3 protein-coding genes are annotated in these 4,058 nt (G+C 34.8%); all 3 read right to left on the reverse strand.

Annotated features, from left to right (window positions below; genetic code table 11):
• Positions 1 to 222: 222 nt before the first annotated feature.
• Complete coding sequence (locus tag ACHZDT_RS09930; protein ID WP_394774468.1) at positions 223 to 2,412, reverse strand: PepSY domain-containing protein; 2,190 nt, start codon at positions 2,410 to 2,412, stop codon at positions 223 to 225.
• Positions 2,413 to 2,990: 578 nt separating this feature from the next.
• Positions 2,991 to 3,473: a DUF2271 domain-containing protein gene (locus tag ACHZDT_RS09935; RefSeq protein WP_394774469.1), complete on the reverse strand. Its 483-nt coding sequence runs from the start codon at positions 3,471 to 3,473 to the stop codon at positions 2,991 to 2,993.
• Between the two features lie 98 nt (positions 3,474 to 3,571).
• The coding region (locus ACHZDT_RS09940; protein WP_394774470.1) for an ankyrin repeat domain-containing protein at positions 3,572 to 4,058 on the reverse strand (487 nt) is incomplete at its 5' end.

Consider the following 4,058-nt stretch of genomic DNA (forward strand, 5'->3'; position numbering starts at 1 on the left):
GTAATTAGAAAAATCCGTTTTTATCCGCGTTTTCGCTTTAGCGAATCAGTAAAATCAGCGTCTAATTTTGACGCGGATAAAACAGATTTACTTCGTAAAAACGCGGATAAAAACGGATTTGATTTGCAATGATTTTATTTTTTAAAAGCTTAACTTAATGACATTGCCCGCCGGGACTTACAAATCTATCTATAATCTAATATCTATAATCTAAAATTCTCCCTAATAACAATCACTTAATAACTGGCTATTTTCTTTATAATATGAAATGCTCTTCATTTCTCCGGCAAGACATAATTTGTCCAAAATAGCTTCAACATCTTTTTGCATGGCGAGAGATCCGCAAATCATGATTACGCCGTCTTCTTTCAATAAATTGATAAAAAAGTCCGTATCGCGTTTGATTAAATCCATTACATAAAAATGTTCTGCTTCGCGGGATAAAGCTAAATGAAAACTTTGCAGTTTTTGCTTTTCAATCATTTCTGATGTGAACTTTTTATATCCTGAAACGGTTTCGGTTTCCATGCGGAATCCGGCATATAAATGTGTTTCTGTTTTGGTTTTATTCTGTTCAATCATTCCAAGGAAAGGCGCGATTCCGGTTCCATTGGAAATTAGGGCAACTTTAGAGGCTTTTTTCGGAAAATGAAAAGCTTTATTATTGATTATTCCGCCTTTGATTGTATTTCCCGGAATCAGGTTATTCAGAAACTCAGAACCTAATCCGTTTTGATGTAATTTAACGACCAATTGTATGTTTCCGGAATGGTTCCCAATGGAGTAGAGGCGTTCTCTGGTGTCGTTTGCAGGATAAATAGCGAGTAAATCTCCTGAACTGAATTTTGCTCTCATATTCGCTCGTAAGGTAAGTATGAAAGTTTGTTCGTGTTCAGAAATCAGCGTTTTATCTAAAACCATGAGTTTTTGCAAACCTTTAGGAACGTGATTGTATAATGATGGTGTTGTCGATAATGAAATTTCGGTTTTTGCGCACCATAATTTTATCCAATTCACGAATTCGTCTGCTGATTTATCGTTTACGGTTTGAACATCTAATAAACGTTCTGCCCAAGTTTGAAGTTCTAATTGTTTGTCAATTTCAAAGGCGAAACCGCAAAAATCAGAATATGCTTTTGATCCAAAACCTACTACTGAATAATTGATTTTTTGGCTTTGAGGATATTTCTTCAAAAGAGATAAAAACTTACTTCCGTTTGAAGGTGCGTCGCCTAATCCATGAGTCGAAGACAAAACAATAATATGTTGTGCTTTTGGGAAAATAGTGTAGCTGTTTAATTCGATTACAAATGCTTTTTTTCCGTGTGCGATTAATTGTTTCAGGATTGCATTGGCGAATCGTAAGGAACTTCCGTTTTCTGAACCAACTAATAAAATGAATTCGCTTTCATTGGCTTTGAATTTATTTTTGATTCGGCTTGACCTTCTTTTTAACGTAATCGAAAAGCCCGAATAGATAAAAAAGAGAATATTAATACTTGCAATGGCTACTATAAATGCCCAGATTCCGTTTGCTCTTCCGGTATGAAGATTAAGGCTTAAATCAGATAACTGAACGGTGATTGGCGAGCGTTTTTCGGTGACAACCGCGCCTGTAATCTGATTGACTTCGATTTCACGATCTTTTAATTCAATGATGTAGTATTCTTCAGGATCGTCTGTAAAAGGGAATTCGATTTTATTAATATCTGATAAAAGTGTAGTTTTAAAAATAGAAGTAGTTTTGTCTTTTTGAGTGATTACGGTTTCAGTTTTTGCCTTTTGATTTTTCTCTTTTCCCATGAAAAAGTTGAATCTTTCCAGTGATAAATAAGTTCCGGTAAGGGCAATAATCAAAATAGGAATTAGCGCTAATCGTCCTAAAACTACGTGATAATATTGGGCGAAATATTCTTTTACTACTTTCGAAAAGAAATTACGGATTCCTCTTTGACGGTTCAAAACAAGGGCAAAACCGGAAATCGCAATTAAGAATAACAAAAAGGAGATTACGCCAACAAAAAAACGGCCGGTTTCATGGAGAAATAAGGAACGGTGAAAACCGGTAACCCATTGAATGAATTCGGATTTTTTTATGGGTTTGCCTAATTGTTTTCCGGTTTTGGGATCAATGTATGAATTGATATCGTTACCATCCTGATCGATGGCCTGAAGGGTTACAAATTGATTGTGGTCAATGCTGATTTCGGTTATTTCCGAATATTCTTTTTTAAGGATTGGCAGGGTTTCGCCTAATGTGATTTTATCAAAATTTTCGACTTTGTACGGGAGTGTTTTTTCCTGCATTGCATCAACGGCAAGGATAATTCCGGTTGCTGATGCTAGTATTAAAAATAAAGAGGAAAACAAAGCCAGGGCCAAGTGTGTGTAACGCCAAAAAGAAAGAGTCATTGAATCTAAATCTATTGAAATGTATATTAATTTTCATTTTTGTCATCCCGAACAACGAGGGATCTCAATGTCATTAAGTTAGGGGGAAATCTATAAAATTACTTAACAGTTTAATCAGGAAAGTAATTAGGGAAATCTGTTTTTATCAGTGTTTTCGCGTTAGCGAATCAGTAAAATCAGCGTCTAATTTTGACGAGGATAAAACAGATTTACTTCGTAAAAACGCGGATAAAAACGGATTTGATTTGCAATGATTTATTTTTTTAAAGATTAACTTAATGACATTGGGATCTCCGTGAGCAACTTGACAAAGTGTTTTCCTGAATTGGCGAGCTACTTGCGGATTCTTCGACTTCGCTCAGGATGACAATGATTGTGGTTATTTTGCACAAAATATTTTTTTAATCTGTAGCAACTTTGTCAAAGTTATTTTCGGCATTTTTGTCATCCCGAGGAACGAGGGATCTCCGTTAGTAGCTCGACCAAAATTGATAACGCACTTTGTGGAGTTTCTTGCGGATCCTTTGACTTCGCTCAGGATGACAAAAATGTGTTATTTTTTTGCGCAAATTAAAGTATTATATCTTATTTAATCTAACGTATCTAATATATCCTTTTCCTTCGGTTTTGTCTGCAAGACCTTCTGTTGTTAAAGGAATTTCTACATCATTAACATGGTATTTTTGATCTTCGACGGCTGATTCAAATCTTAGTTTGTATCCTTTGTTAATTTTCGAATCATCAATTTCTATTGTTGTCATGCTGCGATCGCCACCAGTTACTGATGCTCCGGTTTTTGCACTGATATCTGCTGGTTTTGCGGTTTGGAATTTGTTCCATTCTTTTAATGATTTGTACCATTTTTTATCGTCGCCCATTACATAAAGTGTTTTTTCGTAATCTCCGTTTGCATTGATTAACGAAACTACGATGTAAGCGCCTTCGCCCATATAATTTGCCATTTGTAACATGCATTTGTATTTGCTTGCCTGCGCATTTGCCTGAAACGAGATTAAAAAGATTAATGTGCTTGTAAGAGCTATTTTAAGTATTGATTTCATTTTTTAATTGTAAATTATTAATTAGTGAATTATGAGTTTTGAACGATCAATTGATTTTAGAATTTAACTAAAAACTTATAACTCATAACTTTTTTATGCTATTTTAAAAATTCTATTGATACGTTGCTTTTTGTTAATGACTCGTTTTCTTTTGCTAATGCATAAGCACTTTCGTCAAATTCTGTGTTGATGTCTTTTTTAGCACCAATTGATACAAGATATTTCAGGATTGTATCATCTTTTGCGACCATTGCAGCTTTGTGCAAAGCGGTCATTCCGTCTTTGTTTTTTGCATTGACATCGATGTTTAAAGCGGCTAATTTTTTCAGTAAAACTAAATCATTTTTCGCAATTGCAAAGTGATACAATGTACTTCCGTCTTTTTGAGCAGCTGCCAGGTTTAAACCTTTTTCCTGAAGTACTTTTATTTTAGCTTCAAAAGGATCTTGTGCAGGATTAGCTTCACGACTTGCCGGACGATATGATTGTACTAAATAAACGCCTAAATTGTTTCCGTCTTTGTCTTTTACGTTTACATCTGCTCCTTTATTTAAAAGTAATGCAACTGCTTCTGCCGTTCCGGAC

Source organism: Flavobacterium sp., from assembly GCF_043722275.1.
GTDB lineage: Bacteria > Bacteroidota > Bacteroidia > Flavobacteriales > Flavobacteriaceae > Flavobacterium.